Annotated in this window: 16 protein-coding genes and 1 pseudogene; 3 read left to right on the forward strand and 14 right to left on the reverse strand. The window is 63.2% G+C overall.

Going from position 1 to position 21273, the window contains the following annotated elements; all coding sequences use genetic code 11:
• The 10 genes and pseudogenes from ACIBI6_RS11525 to ACIBI6_RS11570 form a co-directional block, all read right to left on the reverse strand.
• Positions 1-519 (reverse strand): annotated as a pseudogene (locus ACIBI6_RS11525) (hypothetical protein); the annotation flags it as partial.
• The gene (locus ACIBI6_RS11530) at positions 516-1427 is read right to left on the reverse strand and encodes a hypothetical protein (RefSeq protein ID WP_364341395.1); all 912 of its coding nucleotides are present in this window, start codon (positions 1425-1427) and stop codon (positions 516-518) included. The pseudogene ACIBI6_RS11525 and the gene ACIBI6_RS11530, both read right to left, overlap by 4 nt.
• A gap of 53 nt (positions 1428-1480) precedes the next feature.
• The gene (locus tag ACIBI6_RS11535; protein ID WP_396956007.1) at positions 1481-4048 is read right to left on the reverse strand and encodes a hypothetical protein; all 2568 of its coding nucleotides are present in this window, start codon (positions 4046-4048) and stop codon (positions 1481-1483) included.
• The gene (locus tag ACIBI6_RS11540; RefSeq protein WP_396956008.1) at positions 4045-6573 is read right to left on the reverse strand and encodes an ATP-binding protein; all 2529 of its coding nucleotides are present in this window, start codon (positions 6571-6573) and stop codon (positions 4045-4047) included. The genes ACIBI6_RS11535 and ACIBI6_RS11540 overlap by 4 nt, the downstream gene beginning before the upstream one ends.
• On the reverse strand, positions 6573-7109 hold the full coding sequence (locus tag ACIBI6_RS11545) for a hypothetical protein (RefSeq protein ID WP_396956009.1): 537 nt from the start codon (positions 7107-7109) through the stop codon (positions 6573-6575). Before ACIBI6_RS11545 ends, ACIBI6_RS11540 begins: the two co-directional genes overlap by 1 nt.
• Positions 7109-7366 (reverse strand): hypothetical protein, encoded by a 258-nt coding sequence (locus ACIBI6_RS11550; protein ID WP_364341403.1) that lies wholly within the window; start codon positions 7364-7366, stop codon positions 7109-7111. Before ACIBI6_RS11550 ends, ACIBI6_RS11545 begins: the two co-directional genes overlap by 1 nt.
• 28 nt (positions 7367-7394) lie before the next feature.
• Positions 7395-8405 carry a conjugal transfer protein gene (locus tag ACIBI6_RS11555; RefSeq protein WP_364341405.1) on the reverse strand — a complete coding sequence of 337 codons (1011 nt, stop codon included), beginning with the start codon at positions 8403-8405 and terminating at the stop codon, positions 7395-7397.
• A gap of 69 nt (positions 8406-8474) precedes the next feature.
• On the reverse strand, positions 8475-9587 hold the full coding sequence (locus ACIBI6_RS11560; protein ID WP_364341407.1) for a GAF domain-containing protein: 1113 nt from the start codon (positions 9585-9587) through the stop codon (positions 8475-8477).
• Between the two features lie 441 nt (positions 9588-10028).
• The gene (locus tag ACIBI6_RS11565) at positions 10029-10940 is read right to left on the reverse strand and encodes an ROK family protein (protein ID WP_396956011.1); all 912 of its coding nucleotides are present in this window, start codon (positions 10938-10940) and stop codon (positions 10029-10031) included.
• A 51-nt stretch (positions 10941-10991) separates the two neighbouring features.
• Positions 10992-11450: a hypothetical protein gene (locus ACIBI6_RS11570; RefSeq protein ID WP_396956012.1), complete on the reverse strand. Its 459-nt coding sequence runs from the start codon at positions 11448-11450 to the stop codon at positions 10992-10994.
• Positions 11451-11714: 264 nt separating this feature from the next.
• Here ACIBI6_RS11570 and ACIBI6_RS11575 point away from each other — a divergent pair, with 264 nt between their 5' ends.
• Both ACIBI6_RS11575 and ACIBI6_RS11580 read left to right on the forward strand, forming a co-directional pair.
• Positions 11715-12419, forward strand: coding sequence for a MerR family transcriptional regulator (locus tag ACIBI6_RS11575; protein ID WP_364341411.1), 705 nt, complete (start codon positions 11715-11717; stop codon positions 12417-12419).
• Between the two features lie 412 nt (positions 12420-12831).
• Positions 12832-14964: a hypothetical protein gene (locus ACIBI6_RS11580; RefSeq protein WP_396956013.1), complete on the forward strand. Its 2133-nt coding sequence runs from the start codon at positions 12832-12834 to the stop codon at positions 14962-14964.
• A gap of 49 nt (positions 14965-15013) precedes the next feature.
• Here the strand turns inward: ACIBI6_RS11580 and ACIBI6_RS11585 are convergent, their stop codons facing one another.
• Both ACIBI6_RS11585 and ACIBI6_RS11590 read right to left on the reverse strand, forming a co-directional pair.
• Positions 15014-15721: a hypothetical protein gene (locus tag ACIBI6_RS11585; protein ID WP_396956014.1), complete on the reverse strand. Its 708-nt coding sequence runs from the start codon at positions 15719-15721 to the stop codon at positions 15014-15016.
• A 196-nt stretch (positions 15722-15917) separates the two neighbouring features.
• Positions 15918-16154: a hypothetical protein gene (locus tag ACIBI6_RS11590; RefSeq protein ID WP_396956015.1), complete on the reverse strand. Its 237-nt coding sequence runs from the start codon at positions 16152-16154 to the stop codon at positions 15918-15920.
• A 793-nt stretch (positions 16155-16947) separates the two neighbouring features.
• Between ACIBI6_RS11590 and ACIBI6_RS11595 the strand changes: the two genes are divergently transcribed.
• Positions 16948-18654 carry a hypothetical protein gene (locus ACIBI6_RS11595; protein WP_396956016.1) on the forward strand — a complete coding sequence of 569 codons (1707 nt, stop codon included), beginning with the start codon at positions 16948-16950 and terminating at the stop codon, positions 18652-18654.
• A gap of 123 nt (positions 18655-18777) precedes the next feature.
• Here the strand turns inward: ACIBI6_RS11595 and ACIBI6_RS11600 are convergent, their stop codons facing one another.
• Both ACIBI6_RS11600 and ACIBI6_RS11605 read right to left on the reverse strand, forming a co-directional pair.
• Positions 18778-19341 carry a hypothetical protein gene (locus tag ACIBI6_RS11600; RefSeq protein ID WP_364341415.1) on the reverse strand — a complete coding sequence of 188 codons (564 nt, stop codon included), beginning with the start codon at positions 19339-19341 and terminating at the stop codon, positions 18778-18780.
• A 221-nt stretch (positions 19342-19562) separates the two neighbouring features.
• Positions 19563-21017: a class I adenylate-forming enzyme family protein gene (locus ACIBI6_RS11605; RefSeq protein WP_396956019.1), complete on the reverse strand. Its 1455-nt coding sequence runs from the start codon at positions 21015-21017 to the stop codon at positions 19563-19565.
• Between the last annotated feature and the right edge of the window lie 256 nt (positions 21018-21273).

Below are 21273 nucleotides of genomic sequence, written 5' to 3' on the forward strand. Positions count from 1 at the left end.
CGGCGCCAACGCCGTCAAAGTATCCGGATCCAACAACCCGCCACCATGATCAGCGGCTGAATCATCCGTGGTCCGAGACGTATTCGGCGCCACCGTACCCGCAGGCGCAGGCGCCGCCTGCGCCGGAGCCGCCTGCGCAGCAGCCCCCTCAGCAGGCGCACTCGGCGCCGGAGCCGCCTGCGCCCCCGCAGCTCCCGGCGCACCCGCTGGCGGCACCACACCCTTACCCGAACCACCCTGTCCCGGCGCCACCGCGCCCTGTCCGGAACCATCCCCCGAAGACTGACCAGGCAGAGCAGGATTATTCTCGGAGTCCGAACCCTCCTGCGATGCTTGCGAATTCCCACCCGAACCCGCCCCCGGGCTCAAACCGCCCGCTCCCGGGCTCGCTCCCTGCCGAGGCTTGCGCGTCCACGGCGTCACCACCCCCGCTAGCGCACCTTCACCCGAATCCCCCTCCGCATCCAGATCATCGACAGCTGGCTCAACCCCCGCATCCCACACCAATGGACTCGTCATGAATCCCCCTTCAACACCCGCTTGACCCGAACGTCACCTCCGGTCGGCAGCACTTGTTCGACTACCTGCCCCGAATCCGGATCAACAGTGACAATCTGGGTAGAACCGACAGCAATGCCGACTCGGGTGGGGGCGTTGGACCGGTAATCCCAAAAGACCAGATCCCCCGGCGAGATGGCTTCGGTATCGACCCGCTGACCGCAAACACCTTGGGCGGCAATGGCACTCGGCAGCACGACAGAGGAGCGAGCGGTAGTCGTCGAACTCGATGGCCGCCCGCACGCAACCTGCGTCGACTCGGTGCGCGGCATGGTCGCACCCGATGACGAGCCAACCGTGCCGGTACCGGCGCCCGCCGCCGCGAGACATTGCCCCGTCATTGCCGCGTCCGATGCCGCATCGATGACGCTCTTGGTCAATGTCGCGGCATCTGCGGTGCCCGGCGAGCCATTGCGGCCGGGCTCGAGCGTCGCCGGGTTACGGACCACCGCCAGCGCGAACTGCCGCGCGCACTCCACAGCGAGCCCGGTATTGACCGTCTGCAACGGCGGCAGCTGCCAGGATGCGGATCGCATCGCGGACGCGCAGGAGCGCTGCCAGGTCGAGGCATCGGTGTCATCCGGCGCGATGGTCCACTCGGCATACGGGTTCGTGGTCGGCGCCTCGGATTCGGGAATGGTGTCGGCTGCCCGGCGCGAAGTGGTAGCGCTCGATGTCGTTGTCGTGACGGCCGGATCCGGACCGACGGCACTATCGCACTGGTAGTGCAGATCCGCAGCGGCCGATGTTGAGGTGTTCCCCGCCAGCGTCATAAGCATCCCCCCGACGCCGCACAGCCCGACTACAGGAATGAGCAGCACCCACACCCAAGTCGGGATCATCGCGAGGATCATCAGGCGCCCCATCATCGAATACCCTCTCTGTGCAGGCCGAGCGACTTCACCTTCGCGCGGGCGTATATCTAGTTCCCCAGCAGCCTGTCGACTTGTCCCAATGTCTGTACCCAGCGCGGATGGGCGTCATTTTGTCCGCGTGGTGTCACTGTATTGGACAAATCCGTGGTTCGACCCGAGCCCAAATGTTCTGATCGGACGGCGTCGTAGACCGTATCCCGGAGATTTCGGATTGCTTCCGGATCAGCTACATTACGAACGAGCGCTTCTGTGGCATTCTGCGCGTTCCTGGCATGCTCGTTCATAATCCATTGCTTCATACGCTCCGCCTCCCGCACACCGACATTAGCGCTCTGCAATCTACGGTCGTTGGCGGTCATGCCAGTCGTAGGCACAGTCCCGTTTATCACATTATTCAACGCCCTCATCTTCGCTGCCGCTTCATCCGGATTATCACGAATGTCACCAAAAATACCTCGACTGTGGTCACCAGCATATTCTCGGACGAAATCCACCTGCGGATGACCCAATGGGTTGTCTTCGTCCAGGGCGACACCGCCCGCCCTGACCCTGCGGAATTCCCGGGCCGCCTGCTGCAGAGTACCGAAATTGGCCGCGACCTCGTCGGCACTGCCATCGCCTCTGATCAGCAGGCGTGCTGAATTCTGGGTATGCCGCAAAGCAGCAGCCAAGAACGCAAGGTCGCGGTCCTGGAGCGGTTCGTTACCAGCGGCTTGGGCGATAGTTGCCCGCGAGCGCGACGCAAGCCGCGCCCTTTTCTCGTCTCTCGCACCGGCGCCGATCATGGCTCCGAATGAATCGGCCGCAGTGCCGCCGACATCGAGAACGCCCTGCACGGCTGCGGCATTGCCCAAGACCGAGTCCAGACCGCCATATTCGACAGCTTCCAGTCCGGCGTTGGACGCAAAGAGTTCCCGGTTCATATACGACTGCGCATACCAGCCGTACCGCCCACCGAACCGATCGTCCCCGACCCACACGCCTCCCTGCGCCTCCGTCATTGCCCTCTTCAGCCTGGATTGCGGATGGAACGATCCGGGCAGCCCCATCATCATCCATTCCGTCAGTGGTGAGTTGGCAATCGTGCTCGCACCACCCATCAGCGCCATCATCCCCATACCACCCATCTTGTGGCGCGCGCCGATCTGTCCCATACCGAGCGCATACCCACCACCGCCTCCAGAACCCGCACCCGCGCGCGTCCCTCCATTCTGGACCGCGATCGCGAAGCGGTTGGCAATCCATTCATTGCCGCGGTCGAGGTTACCGGTGAAGCGCTTGGCCTGAAGGAATGCGACGATCATTATCACCGCGGTGAAGAACAAGACCGCGATTTCCCGACCTTTCGCCTGTTTCAGCATCTCGTTCTCGATCAAAGCTATGACAGCGACAAAAGCAATTTCCGCAGCCATCCGGAAGAAAGAAAAGAAGCCATGGACGACACTGCGGATCGTGAATGTCTGCGTAGGACCGTACACATAGCCACCCGCGGCGAAGCCGAACAGGCCCATGAATGCCCAATAGATCGCGTCGAGCCCGGACCACACAATCCTGATGGACATATACCCGAAGAAGGGTACGATCCCCAGCAACATCAATATCAGCACCAACAGACCGGCACCGATCTGACCCATGCTGGGATTGTCTGCGGCAGTGGCCGCGACGGAATCGCCACAGGCCTTCAAACCCTTCTTGACCTGGCTATCATTGCCGGCCGATATGCCGGATGACCACGCAGAGGCACACGCCGGCCGCTCGTCGACAACGTGGCCGAAATTCCACACCTGTAGCGGATGCCGCACAAAATTGTCGACCATACTCTGCTGCATGGTCTGTGCGAGCGCCGCGGGATTCGGGCTGCTGTCACCATTCACGCCGGCCGCCACCGAAAGGCCGACATCGCGGCCCTGAGCCAGCATGCCGTGCGAGGACAAGATCTCGGCGAGCGGATCTCTGAGGAACAGCGCACTCACGATTGCCATCACCAGCATGGTCGCAATCTGAAACGATGCCTTGGCAAAAAATCCGCGTGCCACGAAATAAGCGACGAAGAACGCGCCCAGCGTAACGAAGAAGAAGAACACCGCCGCCGTCGCGATCTGAGCGGTGACACCTTCGGCAGCCCCGGTCAAGGGTGCGCGGAGCCAATCGAGCCAACCCAGGCGGACCGCCGAGTCGTACCCCCAGATCGGCAGAACCACAGCAATAAGGAAGAACTCGCACATAAGGCCGAGGATCGCCGCCATCACGGTCGTGATCGGATGGAATAGGCTTCCGTCGCTTGTGATGTAGGTATACCGCGACACCGGGACCCCATATGAATCCCGCATATTCGTGAAACCGAGCGCACCGTTACCGCTGGACTGCACGGTCTCGGTGTCGGTTTGCGCGCCGGCAACCGCGCTGAGCACAGCCGGCAATACAAATAGCATGAAGAATGCGACGAGCCCCCAGAAGATCCAACGTCGACGCCGGGTCGCGGTGATCCACAGCCAACATCGGTGCCCGAGCACCCTCGGCTGCCATTTTTCCGGATCCCAGAACTCCAGTTCGCGTCGCAGATCGGAGCCGTGCCACGCGCGCGACCAAGTGGGCACGGTGGACGGGAGTCTCATGCGATTTCCTGACGCTGTGGCAATGCCGATCGAGTGGCGCCCTTCCCCGAGGGCGTACTGCTGATCGCCTCGGCGCGATCGGCGCGTGCGGGACCGAGCACCTTGCCACGGCCGATCCGGTTCAGCGCGTCCCGCATAAACATCTCGCCGCGCCGTTCCTCCGGCACCTGCCGGCCTTGGCCGACCGGCGGCGAGGTCTCTTCGCGCAGGATCTGCAGCAGGAACGACGCCTCTTCCAGATCGACGCCGAGCCATTCCAGGCTGTTGCGGGCCAACGTTTCATCACGCTGCCGGAAGACGAACCGGTTGGGAATCAGATTGTGCGCCGCGCCCTGGAAGTCCGTCGCCGGATCGTGGGACGCCAATCCGATTGCGGCCAAATGCTTTCGACCGTCCCGGCTGAAATCGGAGGTCACCGCGGAACCGACCTGGGTCTGCGTGAAATGGTGTGCCTCGTCGCCGACCAGCAGTCCGAATCTGCCGTTGTCGGTGAGGAACGCTTCCCTGGCGGCAACGCCGACCAGTTCGTAAAGCGCGGTGCCCAGGCGCTTTGTCAGCGGCAACCGGTTGTACAAGTGCGGAGTGGTGAGTTCCTCCGCTGTCGGCAATGCCAGATTGTGGCTGCGGACCACCGTAGCCGCGGCATCGAGCCGCAGCGGCCGCAGCTTCGGATCGAACAGCACCGGAACCCGGTCGACCACGGTCCCGAGCCGCGCCGCCAAATCGGCGTAGTCCTCGCCCAACCCGGGTGTGTCCCGCAGCCGCCGCACGACCTGCAGGAAGTCCAGCAGACTGCGGATGCTGTGCTCAGCAATTCCCCTCGGTGACAGCAGATTGCTGGCGGCGGCGCCCGCACCCGATGTCGGCGACAGATCCAGCAGCGGCAGGATCGAATCCAGCGCCCGTTCCCCCGCGATCCGTGGATCGAACAGGCGCAGCGGATCCAAGGACACCGTCGGATTGGCCAGATCGATGACGACCGCATTATCGATCGAGGACGCGAAATGCTCCCATTCACCGACCTGACTGCGATCGATGGCCAGGAATTGCCCGCCCATATCGTGGACCAGCACGGCCATGAGCTTCAAGAAATAGGATTTGCCCGATCCGAGCTCACCGGTGACCGCGAACGATGCGGACAGGTCGTGCAGTGCCGCTTCCATGATCCCGAAATGGATCGGCTCGAAATTTCCGGACAAAAGGTTGACCCCGATCACCGGACCGCTGTCATCGCCGATCTGGCTGGTGGTGAAGGGAACGAAGCCCGCCCACATATCGGAGGGCACAATATGCGCGAAATCGTCGTACGCCCGCCGCGCCGGACTGCCGGGAATGAGCATCGACCACAGATCAACCTGCGCGCCGACCGGCGCGGTCATCTCCACATTGAAGCGCCGGTACCGACGTTTGAGCGTGTTCACCGCATCGGTCGTCGCATCGCGTGACGCTCCACCTATAGCGATCACGGTCGTAAAGGACACCTCGGATTCACCGCCGTTGACCTCGAAATGCTGGTTGTACTCGCCCAACATCTGCGCCTTCGACATCAAGGTGTTCTGTGCGAAGGAAACCTCCTGATCCCGCTGGTCCATCTGCTCACCGAGGCGTCGAAGGCTCAGCTCATTATTCTTGAGCACCTGCTCGGCGGGCTTCGTCGATATCCGCATGCCCCAGTCGACCGTGACGTCCTGCATCCCCTCGAGCACGCTGAGGAATTCACTGCCGCCGGGAAAGGACATGCCCGCGTACGGGAATGACCGCGGGGTCAGCACCGCCTGGTAGGAGGGTTGGAAAACCAGATCCGGCTGTACCACCTTGATCACCGGCACGAAGGAGGGGCGGATGCGTCGATTGCTGTCGGCCTGTGCTCCCTCGTCCAGGGCGGCCGAGCGGAAGACGGCCGATGTCGCGTCGTCCAACACACCGGCGCGAGTCGGCGCAACTGGATCGCCGACCGCGCCGCGGCTCAGATAGTGCTCCCACAGCCATTGGAACAGGGCGGCAGGCACCGGAACCGGGTCGAAATCGCTACCGATGCGCGAGAGGATTTCGTTGGCCTTCTCGTCGTAGGCGTCCAGGTCAGCTCGAGACAGGGCGGCGGCGTCGATGGTCGTGGTGGTGCCACGCCACATTCGCGACAATGCCGAAATACCCGAATTGCTGGCCCCGACTGGGATCGACAGCAAATATATCCGGGTCTGCGGCAGAATCGCGCGGACCCGCTCGAACGAGGCCACCACCTCGGTGGCGTAATCCTCGCACTCGTCCAGATCCACGCCCTCGACCATTTTGCTCAGCACGTCGAGGGTATTGAGACGAGCCTGGATACCCAGCAGCAGTGAACCGTTCGGCAGATTATTGATCAGTGAATGATGGGCCGCCTTGACATCGAACTTGTCACTAGCCTTGCGCAACCCGTAGCCCAGCGGGTTGATGAAATAGTTGGCAGTCACCAGACCGCCGTGCGTGAATTGCAGATGCCCGCGAATAGCGGCGGTCGGCTGCAGGTCTCGTTCGAACGCCATCAGTTCCGCCCTCCGGGTAACGCGCCATTGCCCTTGTCTTCCACCTTCGGCAATGTCTTGCTCCATCTTTCGAGAATGTTGAGCGGACGCTCGCTAGCCATTACGGCTACCGCCGGGCGGTCATCGTCCGCGGCGACCTTACGATCGGGCAGCAGAATCACGATGCTCTCCTCGACGAACAGCGTGTGCCGCCCGGACTCCTCGCCGACCGGCATGCCCGAGGCGGAAACCGGCCTGCGGATGACGATCAATCGGCCGATCCACATGATCCGCGATGTCAACCGCACACCCGTATACGGCACCAAACCCAGTGCGAAAACAGTGACGACGGAGATGACCGCACCCACCACGAAGGTGATGGCGGGATTCGTGGGCAGCGACATGGCCAGCACCGCCGTGATGACGATGAGCACGCCGCCGCCGATCATCTGCGGCAAGGTGTACGGCCCGAACGGGAGCTTCTGCCCGTTCTGCGCCTTGCCGATCAGGGTGGGAACCCGTTTGATCGGCGTGAACACCTTGACGACTTGGGTCACTAGCGGTACGTCCCGCCGATGGGCTGGTCTTGGACGATCCGGCTATTGGAGTCGACGCGCGCGTAGTTGAGCAGGGTGGGCAGCGTCCAGAACAGGATCCCCGCCATCAATGCCGAGAGGGTGACGCCGATGAGCTTGCCCGGTGACAGCTTCGACTTCACCCCTTCGGAAATGAGCAGAACCATGCCGCAACCGGCGATGACGATCATCCCCGCCCAACGGATGAAGATCAGCCCGTTGTACAGGATGATGCTCATTTGACTACCCATGATGATGCCTTTCTGTTCAGTTCTGTGTTGCCGGTGGAATCGACACTGCGGAACTGGGTGCTGTGGTCGCCGTGCTGGTTGGGGCGCCGCCGGACCCTTCGTTGGCGGCGACTACCGTCATGGGTTCGCGCAGTTCGGGCATCGAATCCAGGTACTCGACCTGCCACTGCCCTGCGGTCTGGATCATCGTCAGTGGGTAGGCAAGGGTCGGCGCGGCGCCGCTGCCGGTCTTCGGGTTGATCGTGACCAGCACGCGGGCGTTCGTACCGCCGACACCGCAGCCGCCGTCATCGGATGCCACCGTTGTGGTCTCCACCGAGGTGAACGGTGCTGGCCGCAGTGCGGCTATCCCGGAGTTCGGTATGGTGTAGCGCGCGATATCACCCGAGCCGGTGAGATATGTCGACAGGAATCCGGAGGCCACCTGCGCCAGTGGCGATTCCGCGCCACACGGATTCTGATATCCCAGCACCAGATCGATGCCGCGCCCCGGCGATTCGACCGCCGCGGGCACCGCCAGCGCGCGGCGCCTGCCGTCCGCCGCCACCGATACCGAGACTCGGTAATACTCGCGATTGCCGCTGGCTCCGCCAGCTGCCTTGGCCACGCGGACCGACACCGTGACCGACCAGACGTCGAATGCCTCGGTGCTCAGATTGCGTGAGGTGAACACGACGATCGGATCGGACACCTGTCGCCCGGTCGCGGGCAGATTGATCTGCTGTCCGCCGCCGACGTACTCACCGAGGCGCTCCTGCTGTCCGGATGAGGCGCTGAGGTAGGTGACCACGAACTCCTCGGCGAAGGACTCCGCCAACTGGGCGTGGCCGATGATCGAGGTCGACATGGAATCCGGCGACTTGGCGACCGGCTTATCGGCGAACCAGCCGAGGATGGTGCGCCCACCGCCGAGCACCGCGAGCACGGCGATGACGGCAACAATGGCATTGTCGCGGCGGCGGCGTGCGGCCATCCGGCGAAGTAATTCCTCGCCCGAATCTGCCTGCCTGCCAGCCGTTGTCCGCACTCTCGAAATGGTAGAGAGCCGAACCGCTCCCAATTGCCCGCCTGTTCCCGTGGCTGGGAATAAGGACAATCAGTAGGCAGGGCTGCGTTTCATGCGATCGACCAGCCAATGACGCAGCTGATCGTCGTAACCGACCGGCGTGCTCGGCTCGACCGGCCGGTGCGGTTCCAGGACGGGCACGTCATCGGCGACCCTGACCAACTGCGCGATGGCCAACGGCCGAGTCGAATATCCGGGGTACGGATACAGCAGCAATGACGTCGGCGTATAACCGCCGCCGTAGTTGAGGGCACGCATCGTGACTCCGGCGGTTTCCCCCGCCCGCAGTCGGTCACCGAGCTCGATCAACCGGATCCGATCGTCCGGATGAAATACGTCGACCGGCTGGAACAGATAATCCCAGCGCACCCATGGCGCGGGATCGGTGAGCCAATGCGAAATGCTGGTGTACTCGAGTTGCACAACCGCCAAGTGGGTGCCCGCGCGACGGTGCGCCTCACGCAGCCCAACTCGTTCCAGCGTGGCCCACGAGGCGGGCTGATCGTCGGAGGAGATGTCCTCGATCAGCCACCATGCCCCTCGGGTCCGCTCGTCGTCACGGGCCCGGATCGTGATGCGCCAACGCCCGGCTCGGCCGGAACTGTGCGGCACCGTGACATCGAACTGCAGCTTGTCCCCCGGCTTGGGGTCGTAGAGCAGATCGAGCATCTCGGCATGCCGATCGAACGCCGACATCCGGTAAAAGAGCTCCGCGATCGACATCCTCGGCACGTATTCCTCTGGCGCACTGCCGGAGAGTCGAGTAACGCCGATAGGCTGCTGAATGGTCTGCGAATTCAGATCCCAGATCATACCCACTGCCGCACGCAATTCCGGCGCCTGCGCAGCCGATGGCCCGAGCCAGAGCCGGATCGCGTGCACATCGCCCGCCGGCCCGAATACCGGCCGGATCTTCAGCTCGTGCACACCCGAACGAGTCGGGATCCGCAGATCCACATCTTCGGCCTGATCACGCGCCGCCTGCATGGCCGCGGCCAACCGCGCGGTCGTCAGACTGTCATATACCGCAGGCATTTTCGCGAGCAGCCGCTGGAGAACTCGCGGCCACCCCGCGAAGTCACGCGGTGCTTCCCCCACCGACGCCACCGACATCATGTCCGGTGTCAACGTTTCGATGGTCACCCATGGGATTACTGCGTCGCTCCGCATCTCGCTTGCCCGTACCAGCCGTTCCTCCGGATTCATGACTCAGATGAGCCACGATCGTGACACGTTCAATGTACCGTTGTTCAGCGGTCCAATCAACACGTCAGGAACAAGTTCACCTGTTCGAAGTCTTGTGATTCATACCGGATGGAGCAAACCGAATGCTGGTTTCTTAACCTAGTCCTAAGACAAGATGAACGGCGGCACAGGCAATCTCCCGCCGCAACCGCGCGTCACCGCACCTGCTGAACCCTCGGCGACCTGCGTCGATTCCGATGCATGACAATGCTCGGACAGGAAGGAAACCAGACGCCGCGGAAACCGGTGACGGCACGCGAACAAACGCACCGCCACGGGCCGACACCATCAGCCGTGCCCATAGCTGACGGTTTTCCAGCCGACCTCAGGAACGGCCGATTACTCGCTCGGGGCCGAGGCCGCCTCCGCCGCCATCAGAGCGAGCAGACCGGCACCCGCCAGGATGCCGACGTTCTCCAACTCCGACGGAATCACGCGCAGCGCGGTCAGAAAACCGAGTCGGGCGTGCGTCGCCACGGCCGCGGTGAGCGGCTTCCACAGCGCCGGACCGGATCTCGCCACGCTGCCGCCGAGCACGACCAGATCGATATCCAGTAACGGCGCTACCGAGGCGATCGCCCGACCGAGCGCCGTTCCGGCGCGATTCAGCGCGGCAACCGCGATCTCGTCACCAGCTCGCGCGGCTTCGGCCAGGTCGTCGACAGAGCTTCCGTGCCATCCGTTGCCACGTGCCCACCGCAGTATCGACGCGCCACTCGCGACCGCCTCCAGGCAACCACGCCCACCGCATTCACAGAGGTCGTCGAAACCCGGGACCAGGACATGGCCGAAATGCCCGGCATTTCCGGTACGCCCGACCACGACGAAGCCACCGACCATGAGTCCAGCGCTGATCCGAGACGAGACCGATACCGAAAGCGAGTCCATGACCTGGCTGGCCGCTCCGAAGTTCCGCTCGGCCAAGCCGAGACACACGCCATCGAGAGCGAGTTGCACCAGGGCAGTCGGAAAGGTCTTCTGCACGGCCTCCGTCAGTGCGAAACCGGTTCGCCACTCTGGGATGTCGGCCGGTGCCACGACCCCGGCCGCCATGTCGACCGGCCCTGACGAGGCGATGCCGACGGCGGTGACCTCTTGATTCTGCGCCACCTCCAGCAACAGATCCCGGCAGGTGGGCCATGCCGCACCGGAAGGTATCGGAGCCCTCCGGACATCCTCGGCCTCGGCATCGTCGGCCACGCGGGTCACCGCGAAGCCCTCAGGACCGATCTCCAGAGCCAACACCGTCATAGGTCACCCACCGCCACAAGAGTTTTCACGTACCGTCCGCCGCCCACAGTTCTACAGGCCGCTCGAACCGGCAGATCGCAGCCGGTGCCCGAGCACGATACGCCGTCGTGGGGTCGCAGGCACAAGATCAGCGCATACCGGGCGGGTGCTGTTGCGAATAATGCGCAGTGGCCGCTTGTGATCGATCGGGGCGGTGCGGTGCCGATCGAGGTTCTCCACCACCCGGCCCGCGCTGTCGTATGCCACGCCGGCCCAGATCATCGCTCGTGGGCCGTCACCTCGCGCGGTGAGCGTCTGCGCAAGCTGCCCACACTTGGCGAATAAGGGGCAGTGTTGGCAAGTCTGGATGGCAGCTCGCCAGGATTCCGGGGTGCCGACATCGAGGTCCCAATCGTCTGGACCATCCGCGCAGGGCGGGCGGTGCGCGGCCTTGGCCGCAGTGGGGATCGCCGAAATCTGTGTCGCCGTTTGCGATCCGATCGCTGGGCGACGCGCCTGAATGATGCTCATAGCCGTCTCCGAGACTGCCGAGGGCACACGCCACGCAAGACGTGTCCCATTGTCGGGCGGGCATCAGGGCTGCTCAACAGTCCCCGGAAACCGGCAGTGAACTGCCGTATGACGCACGTTAACTTACGATCCGTTACCCGGCAACCATTTCCGCCGCTATGTAACGGCACATTGACCAAGTAGTGATCTCGACGTATCGTTGATTAACGGCACGTTCATCCACGGGCCGCGTTCTACGGGGTAAGTTGTGGTTTCCTGTGAGGTATGGCTGTGCAGTCGGAATACACGATCGATGAATTGGCCCGGGTAGCCGACACCACGGTGCGCAGCGTGCGCGTCTACCACGAGCGTGGTCTCCTGCCCTCCCCCGAGGTGCGGGGTCGGATCGGTTACTACCGCTCCGACCATTTGGAGCGCCTGCAGACCATCAGTCGACTGCTCAGCCGCGGCATGAAGCTGAACGGGATCCGAGAACTGCTCGAGGCCTGGGACCGTGGGGACGGCCTGGCCGATGTCCTCGGTGTCGCACCCGACCAGTCGACCGCCGAGCCGCCTACCACCCCCCAGAACGCGGGCCGCGCCGCTCGGGAAGAACACTCGGCCGAACTGCCGGAATATGTGAAGCAAGCTCTCGCCTCGAGTGACGATCCACTGGAGGCCTACCGCCTGACCAATCCACGCTGCTGCGATCTGGCCTCCCGGCTCGTCGATGTCGGCCTCCCGGCATCGGCCGCCTTCGAATTGGTCGAGCGGCTGCGCGCCGACTGCGATCGGATCGCCGATCGCTATGCCACCGAGCTGTTCTACAGCCTGGCCGGGCGCGGTTACGAACAATCCGAGCGCACCCCCAAGGACCGCACGAAACTCGAGACCGATCTGGCCATCGCGCGGCTGATCGTGACTCGTGCAACATCGGAGCTGATCGATCAGGCCTTCGCCAGGCACTCCGAAATCCCGCCTACCGCATAAAATTTCATCCTGTCCGGAGCGCGGAAATATTTCGCGCCGCGAACTCGTATCGAGTTTCGGCGGATGATCAGATTTCGGCCATGCACTACATGAATTCATGTGTCGTCGGTAACAGTCGTCGAATTCTATACGTATCACATACGAATCATCGTGAGCCCAAAGGGTTTTCGATGCTCGACCAGCCATTATATTCGTATGCGTGTTCGGGCGATCGGATAATCTCATTGGCACGCGACTCGGGTCGGGCAGGATAGACCGTCCAAATACGTTGTCGGACTCGGAGTTCTGGGATACAGCGCGGTGGCGGCCGCGCGCAGTCATCCGTCGGTGCGGGCACTGGATCGGCGCGACTCGACTGCGCCGAATAACCGCTCGGCTACTGCTCGGCACATTTGTGCTGTTCGTTGTTCCGATGTCGATCGGCGCGGTGGCCACGGCGCAGACGGGCACCGCTACCGCCGGGTCATCGACAATCGATGCGGTCGGTTGGATGAATGTCCGGGATTCGCACGGAGTTCCGCTGGCCAATTATGTCTTCGCCACGAATCACGGCAGTATTCTGCACCCCGGGAATGCGGCATTGTCGACCGCACTCGATCTGGAATTCGCGGGGTTCATGGCCACCGAGGTCACCGGCATATGGGTGATCGACTACGCGGTGAGCTTCCGCTGGCTCGACCTTGTCGCCGAGCCATTGAGCCGCGTCGCCGACACCCTGGCCGGACAAGTCGGGACGCCCCTCATCTTTGTGTTCGCGGTAACCATCGGCGGGATACCGGTGGCCTGGTTCGTTGTGCGCGGGTACTTCTCCAAGGCCACCCTGCAGGTGATGACGATGATCGGGGTCGCGATGTTCAGCGTCCCCTATCTGGCGCATCCGCTGGCCGATGTGTTGTCCTCGGACGGGCTGCTCGCCCAGGGACGTGACGTCGGTGTGGCGGTAGCCGCGGGCCTCAACGGCGAATCGAATCCGAGCCCGAATGCGATCGTCGACTCGATAGAGAGCACACTCGCCGACAACTTCGTGCGTTATCCACTACAGGTGTGGAACTTCGGCCACGTGGTGGACGATTCGCCGGCCTGCCGCGCCGCCTGGTCGGAAGGTGTGCTGGCCGGTAGCGATGACAAGGTCACCAGCGGCATGAAACGTTGCGGCGACGCCGCAGCGTACACCAAGGCCCAGAATCCCAATGCGGGCCAGATCTGCACCGGCCTGCTGTTACTGATCTTCGCCGCGGTCCTGCTCATGTTCGGCGTGTACTTGTCCGGCAAGATCGTGGTGGCCGCGGCGGAGTCGATCTATCACGCCTTTATGGCGATATTCGGCTTCGCCGCAGGCGGATACGTCTACGGACCGAGCCAGACCTTCCTGGTGCGCAATCTCGTCGATGCCTTCGTGTCGTCCGGGAAAATGGTCGCGTTCACGGTCTATCTCGGCGTCTACGCCTTGGTGCTCGGCGATGTGTTCAAACAGGCGCAGGGCCACGGCATCGCGGTCATCTTCATCGGCGGATCGTTCATGATCGTCGGAATCGTATTGCTGCGCCGGATGAGCCACAGCCTCGCCGCCGGAACCGGGCGGATCGCCAACCAGATCGGTGGAGTGCTCGCGAGCGGACATGCCAGCCAGCCCGGTGGCGGCGGAGGCTCCATGGCGGGAGCGGGCGGCAGTATGTCCGGAACACAGCGGCTCGTTACCGGACTCGCGGCACTCAACACGATGAACGCCTCGCCGGTTACCGAATACCTGATGGGCCGCAGGCGATCCCCGTTGAGTTCCCGCTCCGGAATGCGACAGCAAGCGGAGCTGGCGAATATGCGGATGGCGGTCGAGGCGGATCGGTTCGGCTGGATTCGGAATTACTATCGCACGCGCGAGCAGATCATCGACTCTGCCAGGTCCGCCGCGGCGACGTATGGTCACACGCCGATGGGCGCCGCTGTCGCGATCGATCGAGTGATCGACCGCGGCGCAAGCCTGGGCGATGCCGAGGCAGCGATGTTCAGTGCTGGATTCACCGATAAGGAAATGCGAACCAACGCGATCAAGGCCTACAACTACCGGACGAGTTGGGGCCCGAATATGTGGGACGGCGACAAACATGTCGGGCAGGCCATCGCCTCGCTCGGTGTGCTCAAATTGGGCGAGACTCCGGCCAATGTCGCACTGTTCAAGCGGACCGCGCATCGACTGGCGGAACGTCGCTTCGCCGACCCCCATCTGCAGTTCAGCAGCTTCACCGCGCCCGAACAGCAGTTCCTGCGCGACTACTTCGACAACCCGACCGAACCGGTCATCCACGCCATTCGAGATGCCGTGTCGGGCACCGGGAATTCGTTGCCCAACTTGACCGGCACCGTTTCCCGGGAGCGGGCCGCGCTTATGAATAGATTCATCAATGTGCACCTGAGTCGACAGTACCTGGCAGCCGCCGAATCCGAAAACTTCGCGGCGGCATCGGGAATCCTGCAGAAGATGGCACTACCCGAGTACTGGACCGGCAGCAGCACTCTGACCCCATCGAAGGCGATACCGACCTTCTAGGTCGGCGCAACGAAAAAGCCGTACCTATGTCAGCCGAGCTGTGATCTCGTCAACGCTCGACTACGATCGCGGTGCGGTTGAAGACAACCCAAGTTTCGGTTGTAGTGTATTCTGCTCCCCCCCAATCAACGCGATAAGCGTCGTAACCACGGACAGCAGCGAATCGGCCGGAGTCGGACAGGACATCCCGACGTTCCATCAAATTCTGCATCTTTGCTCGGGTTTTCGGACTCTCCTCGGCCGCTTGAAGACGCTCCAGCTTCTTATCGATTGCTTTCAGCACACGTTCCTGATCCTCTGCCAGCTTGGTGGAATTCGTTATTCGCGCGGTCGGGAGCAGTGCCATCCGTATTGTCTGATCCGGATGGCCGTTCGCCTCCGACCGTGCAATACCCAAATCTGTCGACGCATAGGTACCATTACCCCCTATTCCCACCCCTGGAAAGTGTGCACCTTTTTTGAATTTGAATTCATCCACGTATCGAGATTCCGTTACACCACGGAAGAGTCTGATCCCACCATCGGCAACAATATTGTCGATGGCGTTCGGTTCCATGATCGTCGGCAGTCCATCGAATCCCTGCAGCCGATATATCTCTCCCAGTACCGGGTCTCGACCCGGCCGCGATGCGTTGCGGACCGAATGGTAATCCATCTCGTTAACGAGGTTACGACCGCGGACAACGCCATTCGGCACCGACGCGACCGGTGTCGCGGCTGGTCTGTCACCCGGCTCCAGATTTTCGATGTCGAACATTTTCGGGAGTCTCGAATCCTCATCTTCGGTATCCCGAAGCCCCCTCTTGACGACACCACTGACAGAGTGCCAGTCCTCGGATGTTTTCGCGAAGCCCTGCGTCAATTTTCCACCGATACGATTCGCGGCCGCCCGCATCTCCCATATCAATTGTCGGCTGATCACCAGATATCGCTTCCCGGATGACGGTGTCGGACTATCGTTCGATGATCAATGCAGAGCGATTCAGAATTACCCATTCGCTATGAATATGGAAAGCGTCATACCCCTTGCCGGCGGCGAATCGACCGATATTCGACAGTGCGTGCAGCCGCCCTTCCAGAGCATTCTTCCGTGCCATTGCGGCCTTCGTCTGCTTGCCCTTCTCCAGGCGAGCCAGCTCCTTGCGGATCGGGCGGAGAGTTCTTTCGTGCTCCTCGAGCAGTTTGTTCATGCTCGTGGTTCGTGGGTCGGAACGGAGCTTCATATGGATGAAGCCCCTACACCACGAAACAGTTCTGTCCCGGACGAGGCGATATCACGCAGACGATCCGGTCCTACCAGCGTCGGCGGCCCTGTGAATCCCTGTCGTCGGCAGATCCCTCTCGGATTTGAAGACTCCGGCCGCACGGCATCGAAATACGCGGCCAGTCCGAGGCGCCGACGCCTCCCGCATCCCCGGATCCACCGACAGCAGCTGTCCGTGCGGCAGCACCGACGCCGACATCCGCAACGTCGTGCGCCCGATACTGGGTTCGGCGGCAACCCGGTCTCGACTTCGCCGAGCGGCTCCGCCGCCGGCGGTGGTACGCGCCGAGCCCGGTCAGCCAAAGTGCAAACGTAATTGTTCATGTGTGGCACTATGCAAATATCATTGCACTCATGTGGAGCGCCACGCCCATCGAATCCCTGCGCCGGATCACCCGACCAGCGGCCATGGAGGATGGGCAGGAATCAGCCCGAGCCGCCCAGAAGTTTCCTCGCGGTGCCGACCGGAGGTTGAAAGATCCAGCCCGAGCGGAGGATACGACCGATATCGAGGGTGGGCGAAAGGTCCGGCAGGCGAGCGCCGAAGCCAGGAAGGACCGTCCACGGCTGGAGATCACCACTCGTCCAGAACCTCGATCCAGTCCACCATTCGAGAGACACGACGGCTCCCCTGCGCATGACAACCGTGCAGAAGGTCCGATCGGCGACGGTGAAGGCACTCTCTATGCAGTACGGGCCGGAGCGATGGAGCACCGGACGTGGCGATAGAAATACCGCACGAAGTCGCGCTCTTCCTCAATTTCTGTGGTGTTCAGTATCCGGATGTCAATGAAGACGACGTGCGTACGCTCGGGCGGCAGGTGCAGAACTTGGCCGCGAAAGTCCAGGACACGCATGAATCCGCAACCGGCGTCATCAAGGACATGGGTTCGGTCTATTCGGGATATTCATACGAGCAACTGCTGGCGACCTGGGGGCGGATGAGTGCGACGCATATGGCTGACCTCGACGCGGCGTGCAAGGTCGTGGCGACGGCATTGGATATCGCGGCGGACGTGATCACCGTGGTCAAAGTCGCAGTGCTGACCGAGCTTGCCGCACTGGCGGTGAGCTACGCGGCGATCATCGCAACCCCGGCGGGCCCTGCCGCCGGGCCCACCCTCGCGGCAGCGGCACGGCGGATATGCGATCAGATGGAACAAAATCTATTCGGCTACCTCGTCGCCGAGGTGATCGGCAAGGCCATCGAACCGCTGGACCACACCATCGACAGAATGATAAATGGCATCGCCTATGACGCGGCGAGCCATCTCCTGGAGGTGCCGCCGCCTAGTAGTTCGTCTGTGCCACCGCTACATATCGCGCCCGACGAGGTTATGCGCTACGCCAAAGTCCTCGACGACCACGCCGATGAGATCATGCGGCACGTCACCGACTTCGCCGACGAGGTGGCAAAGTTGGATTTCACCACCGACGGTCCCGACGACATCGACGATCCGAGCACTCCGGCGGCGCCGACCAACCTGTCGCTAGTCGGCACCGAGCCCGGCATGTCGTCCGCTCCTAAGGGTCCACTGGAGTTGCCGCGCGGTATCGCCGGACCCAGGTCGATGGAGCCTCCCACGCTCGCCGTCGGCCATTCGCCAGCACATCTTCCTATTGTCGACCGCGGCAGCCCCAACGCCACCGACATGCCCGAGCATCGATATCTTGACAGTACGCAGCGGGAACCATCTGCGCCCGTGGACGGTTCGCGGGTCTCACGCGGCGGTCATCCGAATTCGAGGAGCCCGATGGCCGCTGATACGGGGACCGCCATCGCAGCCGGATCCACGGCGGACTCGTATGCAAACCGGGCCGAGCACCAGCTTGCTCGCCTCGATGGCACACCTCCGCATGGAACCACCGAAACCCCGGCCGAACACGCGTCTGCCCGTCCCGACGGTCGGGCCGACCCGATCACCGCAACCGAGCCGGTCAGGACCGAAGGGCGTTCTCACCTCGGCGATAGTGTCGATCGTCGCGAACACGAATTCGCGGCCGAACCGATCGCATCCAATGGCCAAGCCGGACCATACGCGCAGCAGCCTTCCGAACAGCACACCCCGTTGGCGCCGACTACCCCATGGGCGCGTTCCGAACCGGCACCCACACCACGCGCAACTCCCTCGAAATCGCTGCTGTCCAGCACTTCTCGGCCACCGACCGCTAGCTCGGCCGGGCGGAGTCCGCTGGTAACACCATGGTCGAAGACCAAACGAACCCCCAACGTCCCAGCCGGGGATCTCGATCCGCATGACTCAGGACCCAGCCGCCGTCGCGGCGACCGGACACTCGAATCGGATCGGGCCGCCACCAACGACATCCGCGTTACCGATGCGAAGCCGGACGCACTACCACCAGGTGCGAGCAGCCCTGTTCTCTACCCGCGTGATAATGCCGACCAGCGCCGCCGAGCCGAATAGCCCGCGTGTGCACAGTCGGCTGTGCCCTTACATCGGGGCCGCGTTCGTCGAGATCGCCTTGGGGTCCGCGCACACTTGCCGACGATGTCACCATCTGCGCGACCTCATACCCCGAATCCGTGGCTATATGGCGATGTGGCCAGGGGGAGTCGCGTCCTGCCCGAGTTCCACTCGACGTGTCTCGAGGTCAGGATGGCGAAGAAGCTTGTGTAGCAGTCCGACAGGCCCGCCGACGCAGATCCAGTCGTCGTCGAACAACCGCGACACCAGCCAGCGGCGGTCGGTCGGAAAGATTAGGTCGGGCAGGCTACGGCGTTGACGCCAGGTCAGCTTGCGCCAGGTGAGCGCCTGCTCCGGCCCCGCCTCGACCAGCACGTATTGCCAATCGGCATACAAGGTCACCCGAGGAGTTTCGGGGAAGACGATGTCGTCGGCGCCGTTATCGAGGTATCCCAACCACCAACGCTGGTTCGCCGACTCAGCGCGCAGGACCGATACCAGCGCTCGGTCCAGCGCTTCCCAGGCCACGTCGTCATCTTCCGGCACGACGATCGTGGCGTACCTGTCGAAAACCGGCGGGATCGCGGAGACGATGGTCAGGCCGACCGACGTACCGTCCGCAATCCATGAACTCTCCGCGTCGGTTCCGATTCGCCAGGGACTGCCGTCCGGTGTGGTGATATCCACCCACCAATCATCGCTGGCTCCCCCCAGAAGCGCCAACGAATTCGAGTGGGTCGGTCAGGCGCGTGCAGGCTCCAGGGAGCGGCTTTGTTGGAAGTAACTTCGCGACTCGGAACCCAATTCGCGACCTCTCAGCGGCAGGGTTCGCGCGCGGCACGGAAAGGTGCGCGGAACAAAGACTCGGCGCGCAGACCAGGAGTACACGGCGGAAACGACGTGCTGTTTCAGCCGATCTCGAACAGCTGCGCCGCCATGCGGCGGCTGGGCTTTCCGTTCGGCAATTGAGGTAGTCGACTCACGATGCGGAGCTGGCCCGGAATCTGGTGTTCGGCCAAGTGGGAGTGGCAGTGGCGCATGATGTCGCGTTTGGTGGTCTGTGAACCCTCACGCAAATGGACGACGGCCGCGACGTCATCGCCGAGATGCGGATTCGGCACCCGGGTCGCGAGCGATGAGACGACGTCCGGATGTTCGTCCAGCGCGGCCTCCACGTCGACCGGTGCCACCGCATGATCGCCGCGGTGCGCGATCTCGCTGAGCCGCCCCAGGATTCGCAGGCGGCCGTCGTTTTCCCGGCGCGCCACGTCGCGGGTGCGCAGCCAGCCGTCCGCGGTGAACGCCGCCGCGGTGGCCGCGGGATTGCCGACATATCTGCTGAACAGTGCGGTGCCACGGACCTCCAGTTCGCGGCCGCCCGCGATTTCGTCACCGGCCAAGCGGAATTCGACACCGGTCGGGGTGCCGACCGTGCCGGGCACCCGCTCCCACGACGGCGGATCGGCCGCCGCCTGGTGGCTGGTTTCGGCGAGTTCCAGTGCCTCCACCACCGGGCAGTCGAGCAGCCGTTCCGCGCGCTCGGCCGCGAGACGGGATAGCGGCGCCGAGGCGGTGCGCAGGAAACGCATGCCGCGCGCCCGCTTTCGCGATGCCACCAGTCCCGCGGTAATACCGGCGAGCTGCATCGGCATCACGGTGAGCCAGGTGGGTGCCGCGGCATCCAACAACCGGTGCGTTTGTCCCGCCTCGCCCGCGGCGGGTAGCACCATGGTGCATCGGCTGCGCAGTGTCGCCATCAGGTTGGCGAACAGGCCATGGCTCTGCGCCCAGGGCAGCAGTGCGATGGTGCGGTCGTCCGGAGTGAGTGCGAAATGATCTGCGACAGCGGCGATTCCGGCCGCGATATTGGCCTCCGACAGTGCCACCGCCTTCGGCGCTCCGGTAGAGCCGGAGGTGAACAGGATCAGTCGGTCATCCTCGTGCACGGTGGGTGCGGGCACCGTCGGCACCCAGCCGCCGCGGCGCGCGGGCTGGGTAGGGATCCAATCGAGCTGCGCGGGCGGCTCGAAGGGGTTGCGCCACAATAGCGTCGGCGACTCGGTGGCAGCGAGGGTCGGCGCGACCACCACTCGGGGCCCGGCCAGTGTAAAAATCTGCTGTTTCTCCCGCGCACTCAGCCGCAAATCCACGGGCGCGAATACCGCACCGATATTCCATACGGCCGACATTACGGCCGCGAAAGCAGGCGAATTCGGTAGTTCGGCGACCACCACGTCGCCCGCACCGACGCCATTCTTCTTCAAACACCATGCGACGGTCTCGGCCCACGCCTCGAGCTGACCGAATGACAAGAGCGGATCCGCATCGGCGGAAACAAGAATCGGCCGATCGGAGGCATCCATCAATTGTCCTTCCGATGGCGCAAGGTGGTATCCCACTCCCGTTGCGGAATTCTGGATTCCGCAACCGGGAGTGGGGTCACGAACGGCACCCATCGCAGGTCGCAGCAGCTATCCCCGGCACCTCCCGGCAAGGGGGAACAAGAGGTGAGCAATGGAACCCGAAGGGCCGCGCGACCAACGCCTTTCCGCATCGTGACGTCTCCAGCACCACATCGAGGTCCAATTCTTAGCGATGCCAGGTGCGCAACAGTACCGG

This window comes from Nocardia sp. NPDC050412 (assembly GCF_044458825.1).
In the GTDB taxonomy this organism is placed as follows: domain Bacteria; phylum Actinomycetota; class Actinomycetes; order Mycobacteriales; family Mycobacteriaceae; genus Nocardia.

Excerpts from the sequence above, each read along its gene's own strand:
- ACIBI6_RS11605 (WP_396956019.1), bottom strand. The coding sequence starts at position 21,017 with ATGGATGCCTCCGATCGGCCGATTCTTGTTTCCGCCGATGCGGATCCG.
- ACIBI6_RS11565 (WP_396956011.1), bottom strand. The coding sequence starts at position 10,940 with ATGACGGTGTTGGCTCTGGAGATCGGTCCTGAGGGCTTCGCGGTGACC.
- ACIBI6_RS11590 (WP_396956015.1), bottom strand. The coding sequence starts at position 16,154 with ATGAACAAACTGCTCGAGGAGCACGAAAGAACTCTCCGCCCGATCCGC.
- ACIBI6_RS11580 (WP_396956013.1), top strand. The coding sequence starts at position 12,832 with ATGTCGATCGGCGCGGTGGCCACGGCGCAGACGGGCACCGCTACCGCC.
- ACIBI6_RS11540 (WP_396956008.1), bottom strand. The coding sequence starts at position 6,573 with ATGGCGTTCGAACGAGACCTGCAGCCGACCGCCGCTATTCGCGGGCAT.
- ACIBI6_RS11530 (WP_364341395.1), bottom strand. The coding sequence starts at position 1,427 with ATGATGGGGCGCCTGATGATCCTCGCGATGATCCCGACTTGGGTGTGG.
- ACIBI6_RS11550 (WP_364341403.1), bottom strand. The coding sequence starts at position 7,366 with ATGAGCATCATCCTGTACAACGGGCTGATCTTCATCCGTTGGGCGGGG.
- ACIBI6_RS11585 (WP_396956014.1), bottom strand. The coding sequence starts at position 15,721 with ATGTTCGACATCGAAAATCTGGAGCCGGGTGACAGACCAGCCGCGACA.
- ACIBI6_RS11535 (WP_396956007.1), bottom strand. The coding sequence starts at position 4,048 with ATGAGACTCCCGTCCACCGTGCCCACTTGGTCGCGCGCGTGGCACGGC.
- ACIBI6_RS11575 (WP_364341411.1), top strand. The coding sequence starts at position 11,715 with ATGGCTGTGCAGTCGGAATACACGATCGATGAATTGGCCCGGGTAGCC.
- ACIBI6_RS11570 (WP_396956012.1), bottom strand. The coding sequence starts at position 11,450 with ATGAGCATCATTCAGGCGCGTCGCCCAGCGATCGGATCGCAAACGGCG.